Raw genomic sequence first — 26467 nt, 5'->3', positions numbered from 1 at the left:
GCCCTGGGCGGATGTTCAGCCCGTGTGGCTCATCGCTCGCGCCGCAGTGCGACGGCGGTGACGTCGTCGTCACCGTCGTGTTGATCGCCCGTTGCTGCCGCGCACAGCTCGTCCACGAACGTTTGTGGGCTGATCCCCTCACGGTTGGCAGACCGGGTGATCGCTGCCTGCAATTCTTCGACGGATCCGCCCCAGAGATCCAAGACGCCGTCGCTGACCAGCAGAATCGTGTCGCCGGGCGCGAGGCTGCCGGAGATCTCCCGCCACTGCTCGCCCAAACCGACCGGCATGTCGTCGGAAGCGATCCGCTCGGTCTCGCCCGAATCGCCCCGGGCGACGAAGTACAAGCCGTGGCCGGCGTCGGTGAATCGAAACTCGCCGGTCTCCATGTCGACGAGTACGTAAGCGAGAGTGACGAACCCGCTGATTCGGCGCAAGTCCTCTTCGAGGATGCGGGCGGTGTCGGTGACGACCTGCGAAGGACTCGCCGTCGGATCATGGGACCGCAGCACGGCACGGATCGCGGCTGCCAGCATGCCCGCGCCAACGCCCTTGCCCATGACGTCGCCGAGACTGACCACCATCTTGGGCGAGCGCACCCGCAAGTCGTAGAAGTCCCCGCCCACCTGGCTTGCCGGTGTGGTGGAGGTTCCGTACGTCCAGCCCGGAGTGTCCGGCAAGACGTCGGGCAGCAGAGCGCGCTGCACGTTGGCGGCCCGGTTCATTTCGTCCTGCTTGAGCTCGCGCAGCCGTAGCGATTCGGTGATGTCGTGGAAGTGCAGCACCAACAGGGTGCCATTCGTACGCTCGCCGATTTCCGCGACACTCACGTTGAGGCTGCGCCCGTCGGCCAGTGTCAACGTCCTACGCGCGTTCCCGTCGACGAGCGAATCCGCGGCGGCGGAGAGGATTGCGGTGGCCTCGGGGCCTAGAACTTCGTCGAGCGACTCGGCTCCTTCGGTCAGCCACGGGAGCAACTCCCGGGCTGACGGATTGCTGCGCTGCACGGTCCAATGGACGGGCCCCCGCGTCACCATCAGCTTGCCGGCGACCGACGAGTTGAAGCTCTTGACGAACAAGTCCTCGCTCTCGGAGAGCCGCAAGGACGTGTCCCGTTCGGCTCCCACCGCGAGGGATACCACCAGGAAGATCACCACCATCGAAATGTTGTAGAGCTGCAGTGTCAGGCTGGCCGCCGTCATTCCCCAGCGGTCGAAGCCGAACGGGCCGGTGTCTTCGAAGCTGGCGACGGAGGCCACGATCGCGATCGCCAGCGTCTCGAGGGACAACAGCCGAGTCGACATCCGAACGGCCGCCCAGGCCAGCGGCAGGAATGCGATAAAACCAAGGGAGAGGCCATCATTGACGACGAACACCCCGATGGAAACCGACAGGGCCACGAACAGTTGTACCGCGGTCTCGGCACGGGTTGCGGGCTCACGACGGCGCGGGAGGTCCATGAACAACGGGGTGATGAGCAGAATCCCAGCGGCCTGTCCGGGTGTCGAGGTCAACAGCCGGTCCCAGGCGCCCTCGGGATATCCCAGCAGCAGGGAGGCACCCCAGGCGGACACCCCGTAGAGCACCGATGCCGCAGCGGCGATCAGCAGGAACCCGGCGAGGTCGCGTAACGACGAAAGCGTCGGCCAACGATCCTGGCGACCGCGCAGCAGCAGGGTGCCGACCAACATCTCGACGCTCGCCAAGACCGTCAGCGTGACGGCCGGTGCGGGTGGCGTACCCGACCACAACAGCACCGGCAGGGTCACGGCGCCCACCGCCACCGCCAAGACCCAGGTGTGGCGACGCGAAAATCGGACTCCCAAGCCGATTGCGATGCCGGCGGTAGGCCACCACGCCGCCGTCGACCACGCCGTTGGCTGCATCTCTAACGACAACGAACTTACGGCGGCCAAGGCCAGCAGCATGCCCGCGATGAAGACCCACGCGGGGACCTGACTTTGGGATCGTGTCGGCTGTTCCGCCGATGGCCAAGAGCCGGTTGGCGACGAGGGGCGACTGCGGTGGTCGTCGATGCGGGGAGGTGCACCACCATCCCGCGCGGCGGTGGCCGCCCTAGCCGTGTCCATCGCACCCACCCATCGGGTTCATTCAGCCCGTCGCCGCATCAGTGTCCAGCAATTGCCGTCGCGATCACGGGAGTAGCAGACCCTGTCCACGACACGGTGGACGATGGCCAGGCCGCGGCCCCGCTCCGACAGCTCCTCGGGCATCGCGGCCGAGGTGAGGTCGACGGCCACGGGCCGGCCGTCGTCGTTGAGAACCACCGAGATCGTCTTCGGCCCAACGGTCACCATCATCCGAAGCCTCACCGACTGCCCGTTGCCTGAGTGCTCGATGATGTTGGTCCCGATCTCACTCACCGCCAGGTCCATGCACATCCGGGTGTATTCCGGCACTTCTTCGGCGGCCCACGCCGCGTCGAGCGTGTGCTGCAGCTTCGCCAGGGTGTCGGGACCAGTCACCGTGTCGAGCGTTCGCTCAATCGTCAAAAGCTGTGTCGACAGATTCATAGGTGGGCAGCACGCGGTTGAGGTTGGTCAACTCCAACACCGTGCCGACCTGTTTGGGGGTTGCGGCGATGCGCAGGTCGCCGCCTTCCTGACGGGCTATCTTCAGTCCGGAGATCAGCGCGCCCAATCCAGACGAATCGATGAAATCGGTCGTGCTGAGGTCGACCACGATGCGGCTACTGCCGCCTTCGACGATGTCCTGCAACTGCTTTCGAAGGGTCGACGCGGCCGCCATGTTCAGCCGGCCCGTCGGCTGGATCACGGTGACATTCGTTCCGATCGTGCGGGTGGTGAAGTCGACCATCACGCTCCTTTTTGTTCGGCGAGGTTCCGCGCCGCCGAAATAGGCAACAGACACGTCAACGACTCACGTAACAATAGAACTGCCGCGACGCTGAGCAGTGCAATCCAGCTAAGTGCTTCAATCGTGATTTCGTCGGTACCGAAAACGGCGACGCGATGTTGCAGGGCTGCGTGGCGAAAGGCGTGCCGAACAATTACGGCCCGCGGTTCCACGCTGTTCGGATGACCCGTCTTCCTACTGGTCGGTGGCTCTGGGCCCAGCACTGTCGGCCGCTATGGGAAGATACCTCAAGGTCGTTGGCATGGCATTCGGAGACGTCGTGCCAGCAAAATGCTGTTTCGGTCGTTGTTTCGCGTCCAATGGGGCTAATCTGCCCAGGCGAGGGGCGCGAGAGCTATCACTAGTGCGGGGGTGGCGGCATTTCTGGAATCGAGCTCCGTGAACTCAGGGAAGGGCTCGTCGCGACGGTTGTCGGAGCCGGCGTCGACGAATTTGCAACGAACTGGTTACTCAAACGAATTTCGGCGGACCCGGATGCTCTCGAGTCCGTGATTCGGATGACCTTGAACGGATCAGCGCGGCTCGACGCGCTGAAGAGCACAGGTCTCATGGACGGCGGTCCTCAGCCGGCGCTCGATGCCATCGCAACGATGACTGCGGAGGCACTCGCCGTACCGTCCGCTGCGGTGTCCTTGCTGGGCGGCGATGAACAGTTCCTGGCGGGATATACGGCCGCACCGGACGCCCCAGAGCGGTGGCGGCCCTTGTCGATGTCCATTTGCAAGTACACGGTGGTAAGTGGCATTCCGTTCATCGTCGACAACGCGACCACGCACCCGCTGCTCTGTGACCACCCCGTCGTCCTCAGTGGTGAGATCGGTGCCTACGCCGGCATCCCGCTGTTCAATGCCGACGATCAGGCGATAGGCACCTTGTGCACGTTCGAACAGCGCCCCCGGCTGTGGACACGCGGTCAAATCATGGTGTTGCAAGACATGGCTGATGTCGCGGCGGCCAAGATCTTCGGATAGCCGACTGAGTAAGTCGGCTGGGCGTTGTTCAGCTGGCGATCATCCGTTCCAGTTCTGCGCGTGCTAGCTGTTTGCGAAATTCTCCTGCGTGGCGCGAATCGCCGGCGTCGTGCATGACGTTCGTGATCCAGACCGCGTGGATCTGTTCGTCCCACGTGTGGCGCAGGCACGCGTCGGAGTAGCCGTCGAGCTGACTCGAATCACTTTGGCGGACATGATGTGTGACGGCGCGAGCGAAGGCTTCGGCGTCGTGGAGCGCCAGGCTCATCCCCTTCGCGCTCATGGGCGACACCAGGTGGGCCGCATCTCCGACGAGGTAGAGCCGGCCGAATCGCATCGGGCTGTAGACCACGCTGCGGAGCGGCACGAGTTGCTTGTCGGTGATGGGACCGGTCACCGTGACGGGCTCGCCTAGGCGGGCGGCGAGCTCCTCCCAGATGCGCTCGTCCGGCCACTGGTCGAGGGTGTCGGATACCGGGCATTGCAGGTAGAAGCGGCTCGTCGTCGGCCCTCGGGTGATCTGTGCGGCGAAGCCGCGCGAGTGCACGGCCATCACCGCCGGAGGATCGGCCGGGACCGCGGCCAGCAGGGCGAGCCAGGCGTATCCGTGCTCCTGGGAATGGCAGGTCAGCACCCCGTCGGGAATGGACGCCCGGCTGATGCCGCGATAACCGTCGCAGCCCGCCACGAAGTCGCAGCTGAGTTCGGTCGTCACACCGGATGCGTCACGATAGCGGACCCTCGGCTGCGACGAGTCGAGGTCGTCGAGGGTGACGTCTGCGTCGAACCGCAGGTCGCCTCCGTCGCGCAGGAACACCTCGATGAGGTTGCGCACCAACACTTGTTGCGGACAAAAGACGCCGGGATCGTCGTCGCCGTCGTCCATCGGCTTCCACATCCGCGTCTCGCCGTCGATGTGCAGCGGCATGCCGTCGGAGTCGAACTCGGCGTGGGAGACGTGACCGTTGACGACCTCGCCCAGACCCCAGTCGAGGAACGTGCGGACCGAACGGCCGTCGAGCGAGCCGGCCCGCTGCCGCCGTTCGACGTGGTCGCGGCTGCGCTTCTCCAGTACGACGCATTCAATGCCGTTGCGTAGCAGGAAGTTACCGACGGCCAGGCCGGCAACTCCGGCGCCGATGACGACCACGACGGGGTTCTGATCCGAGTTGCTCACGTGTGTCACTCCAGGTGTACGAGCCGTTGTCCGAGGCGGGCAACGCGCTACAGACCACCTTGGCCGCATGGGTCGTCGCCGACCACCGACAGCTGGCCAACCGATGCCGAAAAGTCGCCAGTCATGCGTCCAGTGCTGCCTGGTAACGCCCTGGTGTCTGTCCCACCACCCCGTTGAAGGCGTCGATGAAACTCGTCGGGTTGCACCAGCCGCACTCGATCGCGGTGTCGGTCACCGACCGGCCGGTGGTGAGGTGGATCAGCGCGTGGTGGACGCGCAGGAGGGTCCGCCAGCGTTGGAAGCTCATCCCGAGCTCCTCGCGAAAGAGGCGACTCAGCGTGCGGGCACTGGCTCCGGCGCTTCGGCCCAAATCGGTCAGGGTCGTCGACTGCCCGGGATCGGCGCGAAGCAGATCGGTGACGGCGCGCAGCCGGTCGTCGCGGGGCTCGGGCAGGTGCAGCGACCGGTCAGGGGCTTCGACGAGCTCGTCGATGGCGACCGCGCGCAGCCGGTCGTTCCTCTCGGGGCGGCGGTCCGTGCGGTCCGTCAGCGTCAGAAGCGCTTCTCGCAGTAGGGGACTGACCGCGAAGACGCCGGGGTGGGTGACCAGGGCCGCACACAGGTCCGCCGGGATCTTGACGACGCGCACGTCGGTGGAGCCGTAGAAGTGGTGGGAGTGTTCGAACCGCGGCGGGGTCCACGTGACCCGGTTGGCCGGGGCCACCCACGTCCCGCGCTCGGTGGTGGTGGCCACGAGTCCCGATGCGGCGTACACCAGCTGGCCGTGCACGTGGGTGTGGGCGTCCATGTGAAAGCCGTGGTCCAGCCAGGCGCCACCCTGGAGTGTCTCCATCGGAGGTCGATCGTCGACGGCCATCACGGTGGACCCTATTGCGAGCCGGGACCGAGTCAAGTGCTCGCTCGCTCAATCCTTCGCCCCAAGTCGTCTAGCTCGTCGAGTACGAGGCTTGCTCCCCATACCTGGTCTCGTTTGCGGTCGGTCAGTGGTCGTAGTACGCCGGTCTCGTGCAGTCGATTTATTGCCGCGAACACGCTGCTTCGAGGTGCGTCGACGAGTGATACGGCGTCGTCGGACGACACGATGGGCGTCGATGGCAACAACAGCAGGAGTTTCTCGGTCGCGCTGTGACGCCTAATCGGTCCGACCATGTTTCGCCACTCAACGGGTATCTCCGCCAGACGCTCTGCAGTAGTGCGTGATTCGGCGGCAGCAGTCTTCGATGAATTCGCGAACGTGACGATCAGTGGGCGTAGGTCGCCAGTGCGGTAGGTGTTGAGTGCGCCGAAGTAGCGCTCGCGGTGAGCAACGAGCGCCGAAGCCAAGGGGATGACGAGGCGCGTCGTCGCTCCCCTCCGCCTGAAGATGGCGTTGATGAGCGCCCGGCCGATTCGGCCGTTGCCGTCGGTGACGGGATGGATCGATTCGAACTGTGCGTGCGCGACGGCGGCCTGTATCAGGACGGGAATGTCGGTTCGGTTCGCGAACTCAATCATGTCGTCCATGTACGCGGGCACCGTGTCCGGCGGTGGCGGAACGTACAACGCGTCTCGCGGTGAGTAGTCGCTTCCGCCGATCCAGTTTTGGACGGTTCTCAGTTGACCGGCATGCTGCCTCTCGGTCGGGTCTTCTCGCATGAGCGCTTCGTGTGCGCGGAGGATCGCGGACATCTGGATGGGCGCATCTCGGTCGACGGTGGCGATCATGTCGTTCAGGGCGGTGGTTGCCGCCACCATTGAGATTGCGCTCGAATTGCCTCGTCCGCCGTGCAGTGCGCGGGCGTAGTCGTCCACGCTGGCTTCAACGTGCTCGATCTTCGACGACGCCACCGCTTCCGTGCGAAGTAGGAGAGTGCTGAGCGCTTCAAGATGGGTTTCGTGCGTGCTGTCGAGTCGCGAAACTTCGCCCATGGCGGCTTCTAGTTCGACCGCGATATCCGCATCGATGCTGGCGTTGAGTTTGGCGATGAAGGGCGGGAGCGACACCGTGATCGACCGAAGTGTCCTGTCCTCGCGGGTGCCACCCCGCTGGGTCTGCGCCCACGGGCGTTGCTCTGCGCGGTGGCTGGGCCACGCGTCGCTGGGTTGCATCAGCGCCTCCTAACTCGGACTAACTGTAGCGCTAGTCCGAGTTAAGTGTGTAAATCGGACTAGCGTGTGCACCTAGTCCGGGTTGGAAGGAAGAACGGCCAGCAACTGCACGGTCGGCGACCTAATGAGGCCACGCCGACCATGGCGTGTCGGCAGATGGTTTGTAACCGTCCTGGGGCTTCCGCTCGAGGCGCCACACGGGCGAGGTCATGTGTACGCGACCAGCGTCTTGCCCGGCAGCCTCGGTGTCACGACCCACGGCACAACACGCGAGAGTTTCGTGGAGCCGATGACGGGAATCGAACCCGCGTATTCAGCTTGGGAAGCTGATGTTCTGCCATTGAACTACATCGGCCTGACCAGCCGGGCTGGTGATCACGAAGGTTAGCACCCCGCGTCGCCGGGCCTGATCGGAGTAGCGGCAGCAGCCCAGGCGGCTGCATGCCGAGTGTGAAGTTGTGTGACGGATGATTGCGGAATGTGATGAACAAGTGCACATTCGGCGGCCCCGCCGTCAGGCCAGGGGCTTGAACGCCTCGGCCAGCGCCCGGTACGCGTCCAGGCGCGCCGGACCACGGGGCATCCCGAAGTCGGGGACGATCACCTCGTCGACGCCCTCGTCGCGCCACGTCGCGGCCGCCTCGGCGATCCGCTCGGCCGGTCCGTAGACCACCGGCTGCGGCATCGACTCGGCGGCCGACTTCGCCTTGGCTTCGGACTCCGCCGAATCGGTGACCATCACCACCGCCTGCGTGGAGCGCCACACGGTGGCCGGGTCGCGGCCCTCCTTCTCGCACGCCGCGTCCAGCGCCGACGAGCGCTCGCCGAACTCGCCCGGCGCGGACCACTGGTTCCACTCCTGGGCGTGCCGCGCGATCAGTCGCAGCATCCGCGGGCCGGTCCCGCCGACCAGCAGCGGCAACGGCGACTGCACGGGCTTCGGCTCGCACAGCGCGTCGGTCAGCTTGTAGTACTGCCCGTCGAACGTCGTCGTCTCGTCGGTCAGCAGCCCCGAAATGACGGTGAGCCCCTCGGCGAAGCGGTCGACCCGCTCCTTGGGTTCGCCCAACTCCAGGCCGTACTGCTCGTGCTCGGTCTCCTGCCAGCCCGCGCCGAGCCCAAGGGTGAAGCGGCCGTTGCTGATTCGATCGATCGTCACCGCGAGGTTCGCCAGCACGGCCGGGTGCCGGAACGTCATCGACAACACCAGGTTGGCCAACCGGACCTGCGACGTGACGGTGGCCAGCGCGGCCATCACGGCGGTGGCCTCCAGCCAATCGCTCGTCTGGCCCGGTTTGTCGCCGGGGGACATGAAGTGATCCGCAACGTAGACCGAATGCCAGAACCCGTCGTCGGCGAACTGCGCCAGTTCGAGCACGTCGTTCCACGGTTGCGTCGTCGATGGCCACACGGAGAATCGCACGTCGCCAGTCTAGGGACGAACGCCGAGAGCCCGCTGAGAACGGTCCGCCCGCTAGGCTCGTCGGGTGCTGCTCTCCGATCGCGACATTCGGGCCGAGATCTCCGCAGGCCGCCTGGCAATTGACCCGTTCGACGACAGCCTCATCCAGCCCTCGAGCGTCGACGTCCGACTCGACAACCTGTTCCGGGTCTTCAACAACACCCGGTACACCCACATCGACCCCGCCCTGCGGCAGGACGATCTGACGACCCTGGTCGAGCCGAAGGAGGGCGAACCCTTCGTGCTGCATCCCGGCGAGTTCGTGCTCGGGTCGACGCTGGAGCGCTGCGCACTTCCCGACGACCTCGCCGGCCGCCTGGAGGGCAAGTCGTCACTCGGCCGCCTGGGCCTGTTGACCCACTCGACGGCGGGTTTCATCGATCCCGGCTTCACCGGACACATCACCCTCGAGCTGTCCAACGTGGCCAACCTGCCCATCACGCTGTGGCCCGGGATGAAGATCGGTCAGCTGTGCCTGTTGCGCCTGACCAGCCCCGCCGAACACCCGTACGGCAGCGCAAAGGTCGGCTCGAAGTACCAGGGCCAGCGCGGCCCGACCCCGTCGAAGTCCTACCAAAACTTCCTCAGACACTGACCCGGCGGCCGCGGGTAGGGTCGAAAACGCGGGTTGAAGCCGGCCGCGTCCGATGTAACGATTGCTGCGGCGACGGCGATGGAACGTAAGGCGCGCTACGCGCGTTTTAGCCACTGTGGAAACAGAATACGACGGCACAGCTAACACTTTGGAGGGGTTCGTGGACATCGTACTTGGTGTGTCCTTGACGCCAAAGACGGTGCGACTCGTGCTGGTCGAGGGCAAGGAAGCCGACGGAGAGATCGTCGACCACGACACCTTCGACGTCGCACCATCTGACGGCTCGGCAACGTCCAGCGCATCCGCGCAGGTGGTCGCCGCCGTAATGGGAACGCTCGAAAGTGCCCGCGAAGGCGGTCACCAACTCAAGGCCATCGGCGTCACCTGGAGCGACCACGAAGAGGCCGCGAAGCTGCGTGACGCGCTGGCCGCCGCGGGGGTCCACGACGCGATCCTGGTCTCCGAACTGCACGCCGCGGGAGCCCTCGCTCAGACCGCGGGCCGGGCGGTGGGCTACGAGACCACCGGCCTGCTCTTCCTCGACCGCGACACCGCAACGCTGTCGGTCGTGCGCACCGACGACGGCTCCATCGTGAAGGTGCTCAGCAGAAGCCTGCACAGCACCGACGCCATGGCAGTGCTGTCCGACATGGCCTCGGCCGCCGCCGCGCAGGACTCACCCCCGCAAGGCATGTTCGTCGTCGGATCCGGCGTCGACGTCGCCTCGGTCAAGGCTCACCTGCAAGACCTCGTCGACGTGCCCGTCAACGCCCCCGAGGAGTCGGGTCTGGCGCTGGCCCGCGGCGCGGCAATCGCGGCGGCCAACGCCCCGATCTTCGACGCGTCGACCGTCGGCCTCGCCTACTCGCAGGACCCCGACGGCGTGACCGCGGGCAACGACTACCCCGGGCTGTCCGGTGCCGACACCCAGATGCGCCTGGTAGGGGTGGACGCTCCGCTGGGCGCCGACGCCCTCGACTTCGCCGACGAGACGCCGGCCGAAGAGGGCCGCAAGCCGTTCCTCCTGGTGGGAAGCGCGCTGACGTCGGTGTTCGTCATCGGCGTCATCGCCCTGGTCATCTCGCTGGCCGTGAGTATTCGCCCGACGGCAGACTCACGCCCCGATCCCGGTCAGAGTGCGATCGTGCCCAACGCCGCGGCACCGGCTGCACCCCTGCCGGAGATCGCGCCGCAGCCGAGCGCCGCCCCGGCCCCGCCCGCCCCCGCGCCCCCGGCAGAGACCATCAAGGCCCCGATCCCGGTCGTCCAGCAGGAGCCTGCCCCGAAGCGGCAGGTCTACGTCGCGCCGCCGGAGGCACCGCCCGCGCCGGCTCCCGATCCGCCTGCCGCGCCGCCGGAACCCGCGCCGGTGGTCGCCCCGCCCGTCCCCGCGGTGGTACCACCGTTGCTGCCCAACATCTTCGCTCCGCCGGTGCAGCAGTATCCGCAGTACAACCAGTATCCGAATTACAACCAATACCCCCAGTACCCGCAGCAGCAGGCGCCGTGGCAGCCGCAGCGTCCGCCGTGGCAGCAGCCTCAGAATCCGTGGCAGCCGCCAAGTAATCAGGGCCCGTCGAACGACGATGACTGGCCCGGCTCCGGTGGCCACAACGGCTGGCCGGGCTCCGGCGGCAACGACGGCCGACCTGGCCGCGGGGACGACGGTGGTCCCCGTGGTGGTGGCGGTGGGGGCGGCAAGAACTGCTTCCTGATCTTCTGCGCGCCCGCTGGCCGATAGCTCGAACCCGACTGGTCACCTGGCGTTGGTCTGCCGCTCGGTGTCACGTTGCGGTTAGCTCATCGCGCAGGCATATCCAGGCAGTATGCGATGCACTGTGTTCGGCACGGGGTACCTCGGCGCGACCCACGCCGCCGGCATGGCCGAACTCGGTCACGAGGTTATCGGGGTCGACGTCGACCCTGGCAAGGTGGCCAAGCTCGCCTCGGGTGAGATCCCCTTCTACGAGCCCGGGCTGCGAAAGGTGCTGCGCGACAACCTCGATGCTGGCCGTCTGCAGTTCACCACCGACTACGACGCGGCGGTCGACTTCGCCGACGTGCACTTCCTCGGCGTCGGAACGCCGCAGAAGAAGGGCGAGTACGGCGCCGACCTGCGCCACGTGCACGCGGTCGTCGACGAACTGGTGCCTCGGCTCAAGCGGTCCGCGGTGATCGTGGGCAAGTCGACGGTGCCGGTCGGCACTGCGGCGGACCTCTCCGAGCGCGCCCGGTTGCTAGCGCCACCGGGGGTCAGCGTCGAGATTGCCTGGAATCCCGAGTTCCTCCGGGAGGGCTTCGCCGTGCAGGACACGTTGCACCCCGATCGCATCGTGCTTGGCGTGCAACCGGATTCACACTGGGCGGAGGCGGCGATGCGCCAGCTGTACGCACCCATCCTGGACACCGGCGTGCCGCTGTTGGTGACCGACCTGCAGACCGCGGAACTGGTCAAGGTGTCGGCGAACGCCTTCCTGGCGACCAAGATTTCCTTCATCAACGCCATCTCCGAGGTGTGCGAGGCCGCGGACGCCGACGTGACGATGCTTGCCGACGCGCTCGGCCACGACCCGCGGATCGGGCGACGTTTCCTCAACGCCGGCTTGGGTTTTGGTGGCGGTTGCCTGCCCAAGGACATCCGGGCGTTCATGGCCCGCGCGGGTGAATTGGGCGCCAATCATGCGCTGACCTTTCTTCGCGAGGTGGACAGCATCAACATGCGCCGTCGCACGCGGATGGTGGAGTTGGCGACCACGGCGTGTGGCGGGTCTCTGCTCGGGGCCAACGTCGCCGTCCTCGGCGCGGCCTTCAAGCCGGAATCCGACGACGTGCGCGACTCGCCCGCTCTGAACGTCGCCGGCCTGCTTCAACTCAACGGCGCCGCCGTCAACGTCTACGACCCGAAGGCGATGGAGAATTCGCAACGCGTGTTTCCGACGCTGAACTACTCGACGTCGGTCGTCGACGCGTGCGACCGTGCCGACGCCGTCCTGGTGCTCACCGAGTGGGAAGAGTTCGTCGACCTCGACCCGGCCGAGCTCGCCGCGACGGTCCGCTCGAGGGTCGTCGTCGACGGCCGCAACTGCCTCGACGTGGAGAAGTGGCAGTCCGCCGGCTGGCAGGTGTTTGCATTGGGCCGTCGGATACCGGAGCCCTCGGTGTTTTAGCAGCCCAGCGTCGTAGCGTGGAGGCATGACCGTCTACGCGCTGAACCTGTTCGACGTCGCCGACCGCGACGAGTACCTGGCCTACTCCAAGCGGTCGGTCGCCGAGGTCGCCAGGTACGGCGGCAAGGTCGTGGCATTGGGCAAGTTCCGTGAGAGCGTCCAGGGCGAGGTTGCGGGTCGCCAGGTGCTGATCCTGGTGGAGTGGCCCGACAAGGACGCCTTCGACGGGTACTGCAACGATCCGACGCTGGCCGATCTGCACGCGCACCGCGAGAACGGAACATCGGCGTACGTCTGGCAACTCTTCGACCGGTTGGACGATCTGCGACCGGTGCTTAAGCTCGGGTCATGACGCGGGCACCCAGGCCGAAGATCAGACAACGACTCCACTGGTTCGCACTGCACGGGGTGATCCGTGGCCTGGCGGCCTACGGGGCCAAGCACGGCGAGATGCAGGGCAGGCTGATCGCCGACCCCGCGGTGCGAGCCAATCCCGGTGGCTTCGCCGACGAACTCCGCGAACACGGCACGATCGTCCGCGGTCGCGCGGCGTGGTTGACCGCCGATCATGCGGTGGCGCACCAACTTCTACGGTCCGACGACTTCTCCGTCACCGCCATCGGCAAGACCCTGCCGGGCCCGTTGGGGTGGCTCGAGCAGAAGACCACGGTCAAGGGCAGGCTGCACCCGTTGCTTCCGCCGTCGATGCTGTCGGTCGAACCGCCGGACCACACGCGCTACCGCAAGACCGTGTCGTCGGTGTTCACCACCAGAGCCGTTGCGGCACTGCGGGAACGAGTGGAGCAAGCGGCGGTCGCCCTCCTCGACGGCATCGAAGCCGGCCCCACCGATCGCGTCGACGTCGTGGACGCCTACTGCGCCCAACTGCCGGTCACCGTCATCGGAGACATCCTCGGCGTGCCCGATCACGACCGTCCTCGCATCCTGGAGTTCGGCGAGCTGGCCGCCCCGAGCCTCGACGTCGGGCTGTCGTGGAACCAGTACCTGCGCGTGGAGCATGGCCTCGACGGCTTCAACACGTGGCTCGCACAGCACCTCGGTCACCTCAAGCGCCATCCCGGTGACGACCTGATGAGTCAGATCATCGCCGCCGGCGACGACGGCACTCGGCTCGACGACGAAGAGCTGCGGGCGACGGCGGGTTTGGTGCTGGCCGCGGGTTTCGAGACCACGGTCAACCTGCTGGGCAACGGAATTCGGATTCTGCTCGAGCATCCCGACCAATTGGCCATGCTCCGCGACGATCCCGAGTTGTGGCCCGGCGCGGTCGAGGAGATTCTGCGGCTGGAGTCGCCGGTGCAGTTGAGTGCCCGCCTCGCGCGGGTCGACACCGAGGTCGCGGGCCGGGCTGTCGCGGCCGGTGAGCTAGTCATCCTGTACCTGGCGGGGGCCAACCGCGACCCCGAGGTGTTCGACGACCCGCACCGGTTCGACGTCACCCGCGGCAACGCGGGCAAGCACCTCTCGTTCTCGGGCGGCAGGCACTTCTGCCTCGGCGCGGCCCTGGCCCGCGCGGAGGGCGAGGTGGGGCTGCGCGCCTTCTTCGACCGCTACCCGGACGCGCGACTCGCGGGCGACGGAAGCCGTCGCGACACCCGGGTGCTGCGCGGATGGGCGACGTTGCCGATCACGCTCGGAGAGGCCCGCGCGGCGGTACCGTCTTAGGCGTGGACTTCCGCGCAACGCTGCTCGGGGAGACCCGGGCCCTCGGTGACGTCATCCGGACCGCAGACCCCGAGACTCCGGTGCCGTCCTGCCCCGGCTGGACGATGAATCAGCTGCTCAAACACGTCGGTCGTGGCCACCGCTGGTCGGCGCAGATCATCGCCGAGCGCAGGCGGGAACCGCTCGACCCCCGCGAGGTACGCGACGGAAAGCCGCCGGGGGACGTCGACGGCGCGGTCGACTGGCTGAACACCGGTGCCCAGGCGGTCATCGACGCCGTCGACCGGGTGGGATCGGACGCCAGGGTGTGGACGTTCACCGGGGCCAGACCCGCCGGCTGGTGGATCCGCAGGCGAGTCCATGAGGCGACCGTGCACCGCGCCGACGCCGTCCTCGCCGTCGGCGGTGAGTACGAGTTGCCCGCCGAACTCGCAGCCGACGGCATCAGCGAATGGGTCGACCTCGCCGTAACCGGCGCCGACCGCCACCACCCTCCGCTGCAGCGCAGCCAGACGCTGCACCTGCACGCCACCGACGAGGGGCTCGGCCCCACGGGGGAGTGGACCATCACCAACGACGAGGACGGCGTGCAGTGGTCCCACAATCACGCCAAGGGCGAAGCGGCGGTGCGGGGCAGTGCGGTCAACCTGCTGCTGGCGCTGGCCCGTCGCCGTACCACGGCCGAGGCGGGTCTCGAGGTGTTCGGCGACGAGGCGGTCTGGGACGCCTGGCTCAACGGCACGCCGTTCTAGGCCCTTTGTGGCTGGGGTGTCGCGAGCACGGCGGCGATACCCGTCGTCAGCGGCACCGACAGGGCAAGTGCTATGCCGCCGACCGCGGACCGCGCGACCTCGATGGCCACGCTTTCGCTGGTCAGCACGTCGCCGAGCGACCTGTTCGCGACGCTGAAGAGCAGAAGCAGCGGCAGGGCGCTGCCGGCATACGCCAGCACCAGCGTGTAGACGGTGCTGGCGATGTGGTCACGGCCTACGCGCATCGCCCCGGTGAAGATGGCCCGCCGGGTGGCGCCGTGCTCGGCGATTTCGAAGGCGGTCGACGCCTGGGTGACCGTCACGTCGTTGAGCACGCCGAGTGACCCGATGATGAACCCGGCCAGCAGCAGACCGGTGATGGAGACGTTGCCGAGGTAGGCGGCCACCTCGTTGTTCTGGTCCTCCGACAAGCCGGTGAGATGGACCAGTTCGATTGTCGCCCAGGACAATACGGCCGCGAGAAGCAGTGCTGTCAAGGTGCCGAGCAGGGCCGCGCTGGTACGCAGGCTCACCCCGTGCGCCAAGTAGATGACGGCGTACAGGATCGCCCCCGAGGCCACCAGCGACACCGGGACGGCAGGGGCACCGTCGCGCAACGCGGGCAACAGGAACACCATCAGGACGCCGAACGCGACCACGATGCCGACGATCGCACGCAGTCCGCGCCACCTCGCGACCGCGACGACCACGACCGCGAACAGGGCGGCCACGATGCCGAGGGGCCAGCTGCGCTCGAAGTCGTAGAAGGCATACGTCGTCGTACCGTTCTGGTCGACCTGCCTGCTGATTCGCACCTCGTCGCCCACCGCGAGGCTCGGCTGGCCGGGGCCACCACTGAACTCCAGCAGCGTGTCGGCGCCCGTGTTCGGCCCCGAGCCGATCTCGACGAGGGATTGGACGCACTCCCCACCGCCGGGCTGAGCGGCGACGGGGGCCGACGTCAGCACCCCGCCCGCCGACGGGCTTCCGCACGGCCCCTGGGCACTGGACACCACGCGGCCGGACTCCGTGGTGACGGCGCCGCCCGCGGCGTTCTGAAACGGCAGTGGCACGTCGACGCTCTGGTGGCCCGGCCACAGCAGGGCCATCCCGGCGATCACCGCCACGCCGATCGCGACGAGCAGTCCGACGACGATCTTGGCGGCCATCGGGCCGAGTGGCGCTGGGCCGGAGGACATGGAGTGCGAGTGCGAATGCGCCACCCGGACAGGGTAGAGGTGAGGCTCGTGCGCGGGGTGTGCGGAAGGATGACGCCGGTGCGGGTCCTGTGGCGGTTCGGTCTGGTCTGTTGGTTGGCCGCGGCGGTGTGGTACTTCCTGAGGCCGCCGTCGCTGTGGCTCCTCGACGGTGTGGTGGTCCCGCTCATGGCGGTGCTCTACCTCGTCGGCTTGGCGGCGGTGATCGTCGGGCTCGTCGCGGGCCGGCGCCGGACACTGCTGCTGACCCTGGTCCCGGTGATGGTCGTCGTCACCGCGATGGTGAACCCGGCGTGGCAGCTGGCGCCACGCACCTGGTTCGCGATGCACCGCCCGCTCTTCGACATGGCGCTCGCGACGGAACCGGGAAACCTCTACTACGGCAACGCCTTACCGCTGCCGCTGAGATTCCTGAGCGTCGAGGGGCGGGTGTCGGATCAGGAGGGGCGTCGCTTCTTCCCGCAGTGGATCGGCATTCCCGACGACGCAGGCGGCTACCTGTACGACCCGGTGCAATCACCCAGCGGCGTCGACATGTACGGAATGCTCTGTAGCAAGCCCGTCGACCTCGGTGACGGCTGGTGGATGTGCGGGATGGCAGACACCGGGCGGTGACTACTGGCGGTAGCTCGCCAGGAAGTTGCCGAGCCGGTCGATGGCGTTGGTGAGGTCACGGGCCCACGGCAGCGTCACGATGCGAAGGTGATCTGGTGCGGGCCAGTTGAATCCGGTGCCCTGCACCACCAGGATCTTCTCCTGCAGCAGCAGGTCGAGCACCAACTGCTCGTCGTCGTGGATGTCGTGCACCTCGGGGTCGAGGCGGGGGAACGCGTAGAGCGCACCCTGGGGCTTTACGCAGGACACCCCGGGGATCTCGTTGAGCTTGTTCCAGGCGACGTCGCGCTGCTCGAGCAGGCGCCCGCCGGGGAGAACCAGATCCTCGATGCTCTGGTGGCCGCCGAGCGCCACCTGAATGGCATGTTGCGCAGGCACATTCGGGCAGAGCCGCATGTTGGAGAGCAGGTTGATGCCCTCCAGGAAGCTCGCCGCGTGCTCCTTGGGGCCGGTGATCGCCAGCCAGCCGGCGCGGTAACCCGCCACGCGGTAGGCCTTCGACAGGCCGTTGAAAGTTAGGCACAGCTGATCGGGCGCCACCGACGCCATCGCGATGTGCTCGGCGTCGTCGTAGAGGATCTTGTCGTAGATCTCGTCGGCAAGCAGCAGCAACTGGTACTTGCGGGCCAATTCGGCGATCTGCTCGAGGTTTTCGCGGGTGTACACCGCACCGGTGGGGTTGTTCGGGTTGATCACGACGAGCGCCTTGGTGCGCTCGGTGATCTTCGATTCGATGTCGGCGACGTCCGGCATCCAGCCCTGGGTCTCGTCGCACAGGTAGTGCACGGGCGTGCCGCCCGCCAACGCCGTCGACGCCGTCCACAACGGGTAGTCCGGAGCCGGGATCAGCACCTGATCGCCGTTGTCGAGCAGCGCCTGCAGCGTCATCGTGATGAGCTCGGAGACGCCGTTGCCGAGGTAGACGTCGTCGACGTCCAGATACGGGAAACCGTCCACCAATTCGTACTTGGTGACCACTGCCCGGCGGGCCGAGACGATGCCCTTGGAGTCGGAGTACCCCTGGGCGTAGGGGAGTGCCTGGATCATGTCGCGCATGATCACGTCGGGCGCCTCGAAGCCGAACGGGGCTGGGTTGCCGATGTTCAGCTTGAGGATGCGATGGCCGTCCGACTCGAGCCGCGCCGCGTGCTGGTGCACGGGTCCCCGGATCTCGTAGAGGACGTCCTGCAGCTTGGTGGACTGCGCGAAGGTGCGTTGCCGTGGCTGGTTACCGGTATGCCACGGCACCTGGTGGGTACTCACGCCGTCAAGTCTCCCATGGCTGTTCAAGCGCATTTCTCGCCCGCCGCCGTCGTCGCAGGTCGAACGCGGAGTCGGTTCGCCATCGTTTTCACGTCAGGTCGGACACGAACGTGCAAATCCTGGCTAAGACCCCATGATTTGCGCCGGGGTGGCGGTTAACTTGCTGAGTCCACATTGGTCGGAAGGTACAGAGATGAAGCTGGTAGTCACACGCACGTTGGCTTCGGCCATCCCTGTAGCCATGGCAATCACGGCCGTCGCCGCGGGCCTGGCGGCGCCGGCCCTCGCAGATCCACCGTTGCTCAACGGAACGTACTCCGGTGGCGACGTCCTCAACCTCTGGACGATTGCGACGACATGCGGAGCCACGGGATGTGCGGGCAGCGTCTCCAGCAATCAGGGCTGGACCGTCCCCGCGACCCTCCTCGACGGGAAGTGGAACTTCAAGATCACCAAGCCCGACGGTGCCATCTGCGCTGACGGCAGTTACGCACCTGCCTACATCTCGCTGACCCTCGACCCCGCGACACTGGCAGGCACGATCACCACCGACTCGAATTACGACTGCCCCGGCGGCACGATCACCCAGGCCCCGTTCCAGCTACACCAGGTGAGCTGACGCACTCGGGTTCCTAGGCGCCCGCTAGCGCTTTCCGGGACGACGGACGCCCGGTGCGATGCCGAGACCCTTCACCGGGGCCTCGGGTTCGGCGGGCGTCGCCGCTGCGGCGGGTTCGCTCACCTGTTCTGACGCCGAATCCTCGACGGCGGGAGTGGCTTCCGGTTCGGGTTGCGGCGCAACGTCTTCCGCGGGCTTCGGGGCGGCCGCCTTCTTGCTCCCCGGGCGACGGGCGATGGCCAGACCCTTGACGGGCGGTTCTGGCTTCTCGAGACCGAGATCCGAATCGGCGGACTCGGCAGGGTCGGTGCCCGCCTCCGCCTCGTCGGGAGCGACGTTCGCCGGCTGGACGACCGTGGCGGACGCCTGCGCGGCCGGGGCAGCGGCCTTCTTGCTGCCGGGGCGCTTGGCGATCGACAACCCCTTCACCGGCGGTTCGGCCTTGGCGGGCTCGGCCGCAGCGGGAGCGGTCTCGGCCGCCGGCGTCTCAGCAGCAGCGGGGGCGGCGGCCTTCTTGCTACCCGGGCGCTTGGCGATGCCGAGTCCCTTGACGGGCGGTTCGGCGGCTGCCGGTGCGGTGTTGGTCTCCGTCGTCGTCGCCGCAGGCGCCGGGGCGGCCTTCTTGGCACCCGGCTTCTTGGCGATGGCGAGACCCTTGACCGGCGCTTCGGCGGCGGGTGCCTCGGGAGTGGCCTCGGCAGGTGCGGCCTCGGCCTTCGCGGCGGGCTTGCGACCCGGCTTCTTGGCGATGGTGAGACCGCCCTTGGCAGGTGCCGCAGGAGCTTCCGTCGTCGCCGTCTCGGCCGTGGCCACCGGGGCGGCCTCTTCCTCGGCGACGACCGGCTCGGCCTCGGCGGGGGCCTGCTCCTCGCGCTCGGCGACCCGGGCGGCGAATGCCTTTGCCGCCGCGCCCTTCTCCGGCAACGAGACGGTGTCCTTGTCCAACGACGCCAGCAGCAGCTGCGCGACGTCGAGAACCTCGGCCTGCTTGCCGGTCTCCTCGGCGAGGTCGCCGACACCGTCGGTCATCATGACGCGGCAGAACGGGCAGCCGGTCGCGATCTTCGAGGCGTTGGTGTTCAGGGCCTCTTCGGCGCGTTCGTGGTTCACGCGCTTGCCGATGTGCTCTTCCATCCACATTCGCGCGCCGCCCGCGCCGCAGCACAGACCGCGGTCGGCGTGGCGCGGCATCTCGGTCAGCGTGGCGCCCGAGGCACCGATGAGCTCACGCGGGGCCGAGTACTCCTTGTTGTGGCGACCGAGGAAGCACGGGTCGTGATAGGTCACGTCCTGACCGACCGGCTTGACGGCGACCAGCTTCTTGTCCCGGACCAGGCGGTTCAGCAACTGGGTGTGGTGCACCACGGTGTAGTTGCTGCCGAGCTGCGGGTATTCGCGGCCGATGGTGTTGAAGCAGTGCGGGCACGTCGCGATGATCTTGCGGTCGACGGTCTCGACACCCTCGAACACGCCGTTGATGGTCTCGACGTTCTGCGCAGCCAATTGCTGGAACAGGAACTCGTTGCCCGCGCGGCGAGCGGAGTCGCCGGTGCAGGTCTCACCGCTGCCGAGGACGAGGAACTTCACGCCCGCGGTGGCAAGCAGTTCGGCGACGGCCTTGGTGGTCTTCTTGGCGCGGTCCTCCAAGGCTCCGGCGCAGCCGACCCAGAACAGGTACTCGAAGCCGTCGAAGGAGTCGACGTCCTCGCCGTAGACCGGCACGTCGAAGTCGACCTCGTCGATCCACTTGGTGCGTTCCTTGGGGCTCTGACCCCACGGGTTGCCGTTGCGTTCGAGGTTCTTGAACAGACCGTTGAGCTCGCCGGGGAACTCGGACTCGACCATGACCTGGTAGCGGCGCATGTCGACGATGTGGTCGATGTGCTCGATGTCCACCGGGCACTGCTCGACGCAGGCGCCGCAGTTGGTGCAGGACCACAGGACGTCGGGGTCGATGACGCCACCCTGCTCCAGGGTGCCGACGAGCGGGCGGGTGGCTTGGTCGGGACCGGAGCCGAGGATGCGTTCGAACCCGGATTCGGGCACGTGGTGGTGGTCGCCGTGATCGGCGTCCTTCACCAGGGTTTCGGTGGCGCCGCCTTCGGCGGTGTTCTCGGCCGGGGTCTCCTGGCCGCCGATGATGTAGGGCGCCTTGGCGAACAGGTGGTCGCGCAGGTTCATGATGACGAGCTTGGGAGACAACGGCTTTCCGGTGTTCCAGGCCGGGCACTGCGACTGGCAGCGGCCGCACTCGGTACACGTCGTGAAGTCGAGGTAGCCCTTCCACGTGAAGTCTTCGATCTTGCCGCGACCGAGCACCGCATCCTCGGCGGGATCCTCGAAGTCGATGTACTCGCGGTTGTACTCCATGGGCAGCAGCGGGCCGAGGCCGTTGGGCAGACGCTTGAACGTGACGTTGACCGGTGCGAGGCCGATGTGAAGGTGCTTGGAGTGCAACACGATCAGCAGGAAGACGAGCATGATGCCGATGTGCAGCAGCAGCGCGACGGTTTCGATGTATTCGTTGGCGTGCTGTCCGAAGACCTGCATCCACGCGCCCATGCCGTGGGAGAAGAACGCACCCCAACCGTAGGGCAGGTTCTCGGTCACCACTGCGGCCCCGCGGAAGAACGCGTAGCTGAGGATGACCAGGAAGATCATGAAGAGGATCAGCCAGGCGCCGCCGGTGTGCGAACCGTAGAAGCGGGAGTCGCGGCCGTATTCCTTGGGCTCCGAACGGAGTCGGATGATCGAGAAGACGATGATGCCTAGCAGCACCGCGAGGGCGAAGAAGTCCTGCAGGAACCCGAGCGCGTCCCAGTGCCCGACGAACGGGATGGCGAACTTCGGGTCGAACAGGACGCCGTAGGCCTCGAGGTAGACGGTGGACAGGACGAAGAAGCCCCACATGGTGAAGAAGTGGGCGATGCCGGGGATGGACCAGCTCAGCAGTTTCTTCTGCCCGAGGACCTCGGTGAACTGCGTGGTGATGCGCGCCTTGAGGTTGTCCTTGCGGGCGTCCTCGTCGATCGTGGGCTGCCCCGAGCTGATCAGGTTCACCAGGAAGAGGACGCGTTTGACGGCGAACCCCAACACGATTGCCGTCAACAGAAGGCCAAGGGTCAGCCTGATTAGGGTTTGCGTGTCCACGCGCGCCTCCCGGGTTGAAGTTACCGCGCAGTAAGATAGCCGGTTACTGGTCGGTAACTTACGCTAGATGCCAGCTCATAGTGGCATCCGCGGCTTTCGTATCGCTACGAAGGCTGACCTAACCTACCGGTTGGTTGCCTGGGCGGTTGGTGTTAGTTCGCTAGTCGTGAACCCCGAGCCCGCCTTCGCTGTGTCAGTCGTCACATTCGCCGAAACTGCGCCGCGGGGGCCGAAATTGGCACATCTCAACTCGGCGCGCCCAACATCGCCCGCAGCATCGAGATCAACTCCGACCGGGACTCGGCTCCCAGCCGACGTCGAATACGCGCCACGTGGTGCTCGACGGTCTTCGCCGAGATGAAGAGCTGGCTGCCGATGTCGCGGTACGGCATCCCCTGCAGCAGCAGCTCGGCCACCTCGCGCTCGCGATCGGACAACCGCGATTCCCGCGTCGTCGACGAACCGGGACGTGGCGCGGCCGCCGCAGGCGCTACCGCGACGTCGCCGCCGTCCTCGGTGCCCGCGGTGGTGAGCTTCAGGTCGCGCGCCAGCTGAAGCATGGCCCCGGACACCTTGCCGTCGGGGGTGTGCAGCGCCGCCTGGCTGGCCAGCCTGGTCGCGTCCCAGGTCAGCCCGAACTGCGTCAGCGAGCGGGCGGCCGCCGTCACCTCACCCGCGTCGACGTGGTTGGCCAGCACCCGCAGCCAGGTGCGCCCCGCGCTCGCCAGGGCCCGCGCGAACGAGCTGTGGACGGCTGCCGCGGTCAGCGCCTGGCCGTGCGGTGCGACCGACGCGGGCGAGTTCGCCAGAATGCCTGCGTGCACCCCCGACCAATGCAGCGGCACCGACCACAGGGGCGGATTGCCAAGGGCGCCAAGCAGAGTGAAGGCCTCGTCGAGTGCGGACTTGACGAGGTCGACCTGTCCCAACCGGGCCGCGGCCACCCATAGTTCGCCGAGCGGCAGCAACGCGTAGAGGTCCATGGAGTACTCCGTGAGCACCTCCATCGCCGCGTACCAGTGCTTGTAGACGGCACCGCTGTCGCCGGCGCGCCGGGCCACCGCGGTCTGCAGCGCGGCGGCCCACAACGCGTCGCGCCGGTGCAGATTCGCACCGTCGACGGAGGCGGCGTCGGCTGCCGCGGCGGACAGCTGGCCGTCCAACATGCGGGCCCAGCCCAACAGCAGGGTGTGCCGGTGCGCGACGAATCCGTCGTCGTCGCCGGTGCCGCGGACGGCCCTGCCGATCACGCTGCGGGCTCGGACGGAGTCGCCGCCGTGCATCGCCACCAACGTGACGAGGGCTGACGGGGTGTCGGGGGTGACGACGGCCGAGACCTGCTCGGTCATCGACTGCGCCAACCGGGCGACGGCCGCCGGGTAGCCGCCGTCGACCGTCAGCAGCAGTCCCTCGGCGATGCCGCGCGCTGCCCGGGCGGTCGACGTCGGCGGACCCGAGACGTCGGCGCTCAACGCGGCACGGGCCGACGCGACGTCGCCGACGCCGAGGGCGGCCACGACGGCGGCCGACCCCACGACGGCATCGGGATACGGACCGAGCCAACGGAAGAGCTCCGCCGCCTGGGCGGCGCTGCCGTCGTGCAGCGCGACACTGGCCGCGATCCGGACCGCCGCGGCCCGTTCGCCCACGTTCTCCGAGGCGAGCAACTCGTCGGCGAGACGGCCCGCGGTGGCACAGTCCCCGGTCAGCGCCAGCGCGTCGGCGAGTTTCGCGTTGAGCTCGCTGGCCCCCACCTTCGTGGCGGCGCGGTACAGCCGGGCGGCGTTGGCGGGGCGACCCTGGTTGAGGGCGGCGAGATCGGTCAGTGCCGCCGCCAGCCGAGGGTCGCGTAGTCCGTGCTCGGCGAGTCGCAGCGCCAGCTCGGTGGACAGCGTCGACTGCTCGAGTTGCGTTCGGAGCAAGGATGTTTCGACCTGGTGATGACGCGCCGCACCGATGATCTGGGCGACGTTTTGATGCAGTGCGGCGGTGAACGCCGGGCTGAGCGACGGGGCGATGAGCCCGCTGGCCCTCGCGACGTCGACCAGCCGCTGCGCCTCGTCCTGGTCCACGCCCAGCGTGGCCCCGACGTCGTCCGGGCCGAGGTCCTGGCTGAGCGACGACAGCAGAAGGGTGTCGAGCACGGGTTCCTCCACCCGACGCAACCGCTCGATCAACGCCACCTTGGCGGCGTCCGCCGCGGACATGCCGTCCGCCGACACCAGCGCGGCCAATGCGGGATGGACGAGGAAGGGCAGGCCTGCGCTTGCCACCACGACGTCGCTGACCAGCTCGGTCGAAGGCGACACGCCAACGATCTCGGCGGCCAGCCGGTGCACGTCGGACGGTGTCAGGGGGGTCAGCGTCAGAACGGGTGCCTCACGGGCCATCGCCGTGCGCAGGGCGGTCAGTGCGGGCTGGTGCGACAACGGTTCTGCCGCGACCACGACCGTCGCGGCGGGGTCGCCGATCAGCTCGACCAGCCGCTCTAAGTCTGCGGCGCCCAGCAGGTGGGCGTCGTCGATGACCACCGCGGCATCCGGTGGGTCACCGGCGCGAGGAGGGCGCGCGACGACGGTGACGCCTGCCGCGCGCAACGAGGCTCTGATCTCGGCGAGCGTGGTGGTCTTCCCGGTGCCGACGCCGCCGGACACCAGAACCTTCGTCGGCTCGGTCGGCGACGACAGCCAGGTCGCGACCGCGTCGCTGACGGCCATTAATTCTCGGGAGTGTCCGGCTCGATGACCGGAGTCGTCGGCGTATCCGGTGGCGGCGCCACCGTGGTCGTCGGCGGGGCGGGAGGTTTCGTCGTCGTGGTGACCGGGGGCTGGGTCGTCGTCGTGACCGGAGGCGGGGTCGTGGTGGTGGTCGTCGTGGGCGGAGTCGTCGTGGTGGTGGTCGTCGTCGTGGTGGTGGTCGTGGTGGTCGTCGTCGTCGTGGTGGTCGGCGACGTGGTGGTCGTGGTGGTGGTCGTCGGCGACGTGGTCGCCGTGGTGGTCGTCGGCGAGTTCGAGACCGTCGAGGTGTTGCTCGGCGCGGAACTCTCCTGAGTCGACGTCAGGGTGGACAGGCTGGTGGTCACCACCCCGTTGGCGCCGGTCGACGAGATGGTGACGACCTCGGTGACGGTGCCGCTGTCGGACGAGCTGCCGGTCAGCTGCACCGCGGCGAACCCACCGACGGCAAGCAAGGCTGCGGCTGCGGCGGCGCCGAACAGGACGGGCGGCCGCTTGTACCAAGCCAGCGGCTCGGAATCCGGGAGGTCGTCCTCTTCTTCGTGCGCGAAGGCCATCTCGGGCCTGGCCCCGGTCGAGGAGTAGTCCGAGCTGTACTCGTCGCCGGCGTAGGGCATCGGCTCACCGGTGAGCGCGTCGTCGTCCTGCGACCATGCCAACGAACCGGAGTCGTCGGCGTTCGGCGGGCCGGGGAGCGGCGTTCCCGCAGCCCACCCCATCGTCGGCGCCATGCCCGTCGGGGCGTCGGCGGCAGGCGCCATTCCCGTCGGTGCCATGCCCGTCTGCGCGTCGTCGAATCCGAGAGCGCCGACGACCGCGGCACCCGCGGCGGTCGACAGCATTGGCAGCGGCGCCGTGGCGACCGGCGCGCGGAACTGCTCAGAGAGCCGCTGGGTGACGAGTGGAATGGCGGCGCCACCGCCGACCGTCGCGATCGCCGAGATGCTCGCAAGCGGAATTCGGTAGCGCTGCAACGTCTCCGAGATGGTCGACAGCAGACCGGCGAGTGGTGCGTCGACGAGCCCCTCGAGTTCGGGCCGCGTGATGCGGACATCCGACTTGTACCCGGGCACCTCCGCCTGGATCACGGTGGCGGTGTCGGCGGACAACCGTTCCTTGGCGTTTCGGCACTCGTCGCGAAGGCGGCTGAGTGATCCGACCGCGGCGGTGCTGGCCGGATCGGCGGAGTTGGCCTCCGCGATACCCGTGACGACGTGGTTGAGCAGTGCCTGGTCGACGAGGTCGCCGGAGAAGTCCTGGTATCTGACCGTGCCGCCGATGACAGCCAGCCCGGCACCCGCGTCGGCCAGCGTGATGCTGGTGCCGCTGCCGCCGAAGTCGCACAGCAGCACGACACCGTCGGACGGAAGCCCCGGTGCGGCCCGCAGACCGGCGAGCGCGGCGACCGAGTCCGGAACGAGCGTGGGGGGCACCCCGCCGGGGGACAGGCCGGGCTTGTTGCGAAGGGCGCTGCGCAGGGCGCCGACGACCCCGGGACCCCAGTGCGACGGCACCGCGATCGTGACCGGTTCACCGCCGCCGACCCCGCGGGCGATCGCATCGAGCGCTTCGACCAGGACGAGCTCGCCGCGGTGGGAGGAGCCGTCCGCCGCCACCAGCGGCACCGGGTCGCCGACCCGCTCGACGAACCCGGTGAGGACCAGCCCCGGCTGATTGGGGCCGGGGAACACACCGACCTCGGGGGCGCGGTCGTCGAACACCACGAGGACGGACCGCCGCGTGACCGGAGCGGACCCGACGCGGGCCGCCACCAAGTTGGTGGTGCCGACGGACAGTCCGAGTGGTTGTGTCATGTCCCGTTTTCCTCGTGAAGACGCGCATCCCAGGGGGATCGGAAAAGATCAGCACTCACCATAGCGGCGCACCACCCGGCGGCGGGTCACATCCCCCTAACGATTCCGAACCCCTAATGCGTCGGCCCCTAATGCCCACCAAGCGCGGGTGGTCTCAGCACCGATTCCCGCAGCCCCCGGGGCCGATAACATTCGAGCTGAACCACGGCCGCCGCACCTTCGCGGCGTCTCAACACG

The 26467-nt window shown here is 67.7% G+C and carries 21 protein-coding genes and 1 tRNA gene; 9 read left to right on the top strand and 13 right to left on the bottom strand.

The window, feature by feature from the left end:
• Window positions 1-29: 29 nt before the first annotated feature.
• The 3 genes from ASD37_RS10995 to ASD37_RS10985 form a co-directional block, all read right to left on the bottom strand.
• Window positions 30-1928: a SpoIIE family protein phosphatase gene (locus ASD37_RS10995; protein WP_056550959.1), complete on the bottom strand. Its 1899-nt coding sequence runs from the start codon at window positions 1926-1928 to the stop codon at window positions 30-32.
• A gap of 180 nt (window positions 1929-2108) precedes the next feature.
• Window positions 2109-2486 carry an ATP-binding protein gene (locus tag ASD37_RS10990; RefSeq protein WP_235568055.1) on the bottom strand — a complete coding sequence of 126 codons (378 nt, stop codon included), beginning with the start codon at window positions 2484-2486 and terminating at the stop codon, window positions 2109-2111.
• A gap of 16 nt (window positions 2487-2502) precedes the next feature.
• Complete coding sequence (locus ASD37_RS10985) at window positions 2503-2838, bottom strand: STAS domain-containing protein (RefSeq protein WP_056550958.1); 336 nt, start codon at window positions 2836-2838, stop codon at window positions 2503-2505.
• A gap of 557 nt (window positions 2839-3395) precedes the next feature.
• On the opposite strand from ASD37_RS10985, the gene ASD37_RS10980 reads away from it, so the two are divergent.
• A complete protein-coding gene (locus ASD37_RS10980) occupies window positions 3396-3869 on the top strand; it encodes a GAF domain-containing protein (RefSeq protein ID WP_235568068.1) in 474 nt (157 codons plus the stop codon).
• Between the two features lie 28 nt (window positions 3870-3897).
• On the opposite strand, the gene ASD37_RS10975 is transcribed toward ASD37_RS10980, so the two are convergent.
• The 5 genes from ASD37_RS10975 to ASD37_RS10955 all read right to left on the bottom strand — a co-directional run bounded on the left by ASD37_RS10975 (window position 3898) and on the right by ASD37_RS10955 (window position 8578).
• Window positions 3898-5046 carry a 4-hydroxybenzoate 3-monooxygenase gene (locus ASD37_RS10975; protein WP_056550956.1) on the bottom strand — a complete coding sequence of 383 codons (1149 nt, stop codon included), beginning with the start codon at window positions 5044-5046 and terminating at the stop codon, window positions 3898-3900.
• A 121-nt stretch (window positions 5047-5167) separates the two neighbouring features.
• On the bottom strand, window positions 5168-5923 hold the full coding sequence (locus tag ASD37_RS10970; protein ID WP_056550955.1) for a helix-turn-helix domain-containing protein: 756 nt from the start codon (window positions 5921-5923) through the stop codon (window positions 5168-5170).
• 32 nt (window positions 5924-5955) lie between these two features.
• Complete coding sequence (locus ASD37_RS10965) at window positions 5956-7155, bottom strand: Fic family protein (protein ID WP_056550954.1); 1200 nt, start codon at window positions 7153-7155, stop codon at window positions 5956-5958.
• Between the two features lie 281 nt (window positions 7156-7436).
• Window positions 7437-7510: transfer RNA gene (locus tag ASD37_RS10960), tRNA-Gly, on the bottom strand.
• 159 nt (window positions 7511-7669) lie between these two features.
• Window positions 7670-8578, bottom strand: coding sequence for an LLM class flavin-dependent oxidoreductase (locus ASD37_RS10955; RefSeq protein ID WP_056550953.1), 909 nt, complete (start codon window positions 8576-8578; stop codon window positions 7670-7672).
• A 64-nt stretch (window positions 8579-8642) separates the two neighbouring features.
• Here ASD37_RS10955 and dcd point away from each other — a divergent pair, with 64 nt between their 5' ends.
• From dcd to ASD37_RS10925, 6 genes are all read left to right on the top strand, one after another.
• Entirely contained in the window at window positions 8643-9212 is a 570-nt protein-coding gene (gene dcd / locus ASD37_RS10950) for a dCTP deaminase (RefSeq protein ID WP_056550952.1), read from the top strand.
• A 160-nt stretch (window positions 9213-9372) separates the two neighbouring features.
• Window positions 9373-10953 carry a hypothetical protein gene (locus ASD37_RS10945; protein ID WP_056551074.1) on the top strand — a complete coding sequence of 527 codons (1581 nt, stop codon included), beginning with the start codon at window positions 9373-9375 and terminating at the stop codon, window positions 10951-10953.
• An 85-nt stretch (window positions 10954-11038) separates the two neighbouring features.
• Window positions 11039-12379 (top strand): UDP-glucose/GDP-mannose dehydrogenase family protein, encoded by a 1341-nt coding sequence (locus ASD37_RS10940; RefSeq protein ID WP_056550951.1) that lies wholly within the window; start codon window positions 11039-11041, stop codon window positions 12377-12379.
• Window positions 12380-12404: 25 nt separating this feature from the next.
• Window positions 12405-12731: a DUF1330 domain-containing protein gene (locus tag ASD37_RS10935; RefSeq protein ID WP_056550950.1), complete on the top strand. Its 327-nt coding sequence runs from the start codon at window positions 12405-12407 to the stop codon at window positions 12729-12731.
• A 20-nt stretch (window positions 12732-12751) separates the two neighbouring features.
• Window positions 12752-14065, top strand: a complete 1314-nt coding sequence (locus ASD37_RS10930; RefSeq protein WP_056551073.1) for a cytochrome P450 — start codon at window positions 12752-12754, stop codon at window positions 14063-14065.
• A gap of 2 nt (window positions 14066-14067) precedes the next feature.
• Window positions 14068-14817: a maleylpyruvate isomerase family mycothiol-dependent enzyme gene (locus ASD37_RS10925; protein WP_056550949.1), complete on the top strand. Its 750-nt coding sequence runs from the start codon at window positions 14068-14070 to the stop codon at window positions 14815-14817.
• Here the strand turns inward: ASD37_RS10925 and ASD37_RS10920 are convergent.
• Window positions 14814-16040 carry a YibE/F family protein gene (locus tag ASD37_RS10920; protein WP_156720832.1) on the bottom strand — a complete coding sequence of 409 codons (1227 nt, stop codon included), beginning with the start codon at window positions 16038-16040 and terminating at the stop codon, window positions 14814-14816. The genes ASD37_RS10925 and ASD37_RS10920 overlap by 4 nt on opposite strands.
• A gap of 54 nt (window positions 16041-16094) precedes the next feature.
• Here ASD37_RS10920 and ASD37_RS10915 point away from each other — a divergent pair, with 54 nt between their 5' ends.
• On the top strand, window positions 16095-16649 hold the full coding sequence (locus tag ASD37_RS10915; RefSeq protein WP_156720831.1) for a hypothetical protein: 555 nt from the start codon (window positions 16095-16097) through the stop codon (window positions 16647-16649).
• Here ASD37_RS10915 and ASD37_RS10910 read toward each other — a convergent pair whose 3' ends face one another.
• Entirely contained in the window at window positions 16650-17945 is a 1296-nt protein-coding gene (locus ASD37_RS10910; RefSeq protein WP_056550947.1) for a pyridoxal phosphate-dependent aminotransferase, read from the bottom strand.
• A 208-nt stretch (window positions 17946-18153) separates the two neighbouring features.
• Between ASD37_RS10910 and ASD37_RS10905 the strand changes: the two genes are divergently transcribed.
• On the top strand, window positions 18154-18531 hold the full coding sequence (locus ASD37_RS10905; protein WP_235568054.1) for a hypothetical protein: 378 nt from the start codon (window positions 18154-18156) through the stop codon (window positions 18529-18531).
• 24 nt (window positions 18532-18555) lie between these two features.
• Here the strand turns inward: ASD37_RS10905 and ASD37_RS10900 are convergent, their stop codons facing one another.
• The 3 genes from ASD37_RS10900 to ASD37_RS10890 all read right to left on the bottom strand — a co-directional run bounded on the left by ASD37_RS10900 (window position 18556) and on the right by ASD37_RS10890 (window position 26230).
• A complete protein-coding gene (locus ASD37_RS10900; protein ID WP_056550945.1) occupies window positions 18556-21681 on the bottom strand; it encodes a heterodisulfide reductase-related iron-sulfur binding cluster in 3126 nt (1041 codons plus the stop codon).
• A 245-nt stretch (window positions 21682-21926) separates the two neighbouring features.
• Entirely contained in the window at window positions 21927-24398 is a 2472-nt protein-coding gene (gene iniR / locus ASD37_RS10895; protein WP_056550944.1) for an isoniazid response ATPase/transcriptional regulator IniR, read from the bottom strand.
• Window positions 24398-26230, bottom strand: a complete 1833-nt coding sequence (locus ASD37_RS10890) for an Hsp70 family protein (RefSeq protein WP_056550943.1) — start codon at window positions 26228-26230, stop codon at window positions 24398-24400. Before ASD37_RS10890 ends, iniR begins: the two co-directional genes overlap by 1 nt.
• Window positions 26231-26467 lie beyond the last annotated feature (237 nt).

It is taken from the genome of Mycobacterium sp. Root135 (assembly GCF_001426545.1).
Taxonomy (GTDB): Bacteria; Actinomycetota; Actinomycetes; order Mycobacteriales; family Mycobacteriaceae; genus Mycobacterium.
Note: the sequence above shows the minus strand (reverse complement) of the source record. Positions and strands in the feature narration are given on the sequence as shown.

Coding starts and splice junctions, on each gene's coding strand:
- ASD37_RS10905 (WP_235568054.1), top strand. CDS start 18,154: ATGGCAATCACGGCCGTCGCCGCGGGCCTGGCGGCGCCGGCCCTCGCA.
- ASD37_RS10980 (WP_235568068.1), top strand. CDS start 3,396: ATGACCTTGAACGGATCAGCGCGGCTCGACGCGCTGAAGAGCACAGGT.
- ASD37_RS10890 (WP_056550943.1), bottom strand. CDS start 26,230: ATGACACAACCACTCGGACTGTCCGTCGGCACCACCAACTTGGTGGCG.
- ASD37_RS10970 (WP_056550955.1), bottom strand. CDS start 5,923: ATGGCCGTCGACGATCGACCTCCGATGGAGACACTCCAGGGTGGCGCC.
- iniR (WP_056550944.1), bottom strand. CDS start 24,398: ATGGCCGTCAGCGACGCGGTCGCGACCTGGCTGTCGTCGCCGACCGAG.
- ASD37_RS10940 (WP_056550951.1), top strand. CDS start 11,039: ATGCGATGCACTGTGTTCGGCACGGGGTACCTCGGCGCGACCCACGCC.
- ASD37_RS10910 (WP_056550947.1), bottom strand. CDS start 17,945: ATGCGCTTGAACAGCCATGGGAGACTTGACGGCGTGAGTACCCACCAG.
- ASD37_RS10935 (WP_056550950.1), top strand. CDS start 12,405: ATGACCGTCTACGCGCTGAACCTGTTCGACGTCGCCGACCGCGACGAG.
- ASD37_RS10985 (WP_056550958.1), bottom strand. CDS start 2,838: ATGGTCGACTTCACCACCCGCACGATCGGAACGAATGTCACCGTGATC.
- ASD37_RS10995 (WP_056550959.1), bottom strand. CDS start 1,928: ATGCTGCTGGCCTTGGCCGCCGTAAGTTCGTTGTCGTTAGAGATGCAG.
- ASD37_RS10965 (WP_056550954.1), bottom strand. CDS start 7,155: ATGCAACCCAGCGACGCGTGGCCCAGCCACCGCGCAGAGCAACGCCCG.